The organism is Micromonospora sp. D75 (assembly GCF_018070405.1).
GTDB lineage: Bacteria > Actinomycetota > Actinomycetes > Mycobacteriales > Micromonosporaceae > Micromonospora > Micromonospora chalcea.
The window spans coordinates 1-816 of sequence record NZ_JAGPXV010001096.1; the positions used below are offsets into that span (position 1 = coordinate 1).

Consider the following 816-nt stretch of genomic DNA (forward strand, 5'->3'; position numbering starts at 1 on the left):
CGGGACGGATCCCGGGGGCGTCGCCGTTCGCGCGGCGTCGGATCAACGTCCGCGGCGCTCCTTGCCGGAGCGGCGCGCGCTGCCCGCCTTCGACAGGCCACGGCTGACCAGGTACGCGCCGGTCAGCGCGGTCAGGTACCACCAGGCCTGGTTCGGGTTGTTGATGTTCAGGCCGTTGGCGGTGGTGCCCTTCCAGAACGCGGCGATCACCACGAGCGCGACCGCTGCGGCGTACACCCAGAACTCGGTGGTCAGGAACGCCTGCTTCGTCTCCGTACCCGGGGACGGCATGTTCTCCCGGTGACCGTCGTGCATCGACGGCATGTGCCGGGTCGACGTGTCCTGCATGCTCGACCGGTTCTGGACGTCGGACATCGGCCGGTTCATCGGCCTGGTGGATGCAGCCTGCGTGCTCATCTGGTCCTCCTCAGGATTTGATGAGTCGTTAACCTGCACACCCTCGCCCCGCTACCGCAGGTCGGCCACGGCGCGGTTCGCGCTCTGTGGCGGGGGCACCCTGGGTCTACCCGAGGCCGGAGACAAGGTAACCGCCGGTCGCCGTCGAATGGCCACCACGCTCGGCCTCTCAGCCGGAACCGGACACGAAGGCGCACACCGGTCCTCCCGCCGCCGGTTCCGGTTTCAGCCACCCACCCTCGGGCACGCAACACCGATACCCCGAGAGAGCTGCGAGGTGGTTGACGTGCGTGAGGACGACATGCGGCAGGACGCCGCCCGGCGGGCCGAGCAGCGGGTCGCCGGCGGCGTGTACGGCGACGGCGCGCTGGACGAGATCACCGTGCCGCAGACCGACGT

At 69.9% G+C, this 816-nt stretch carries 1 protein-coding gene; it reads right to left on the minus strand.

Annotated elements, in window-relative coordinates; all coding sequences use genetic code 11:
• Positions 1-42: 42 nt before the first annotated feature.
• A complete protein-coding gene (locus tag KBX39_RS32250; RefSeq protein WP_043325541.1) occupies positions 43-417 on the minus strand; it encodes a hypothetical protein in 375 nt (124 codons plus the stop codon).
• Positions 418-816: the final 399 nt, after the last annotated feature.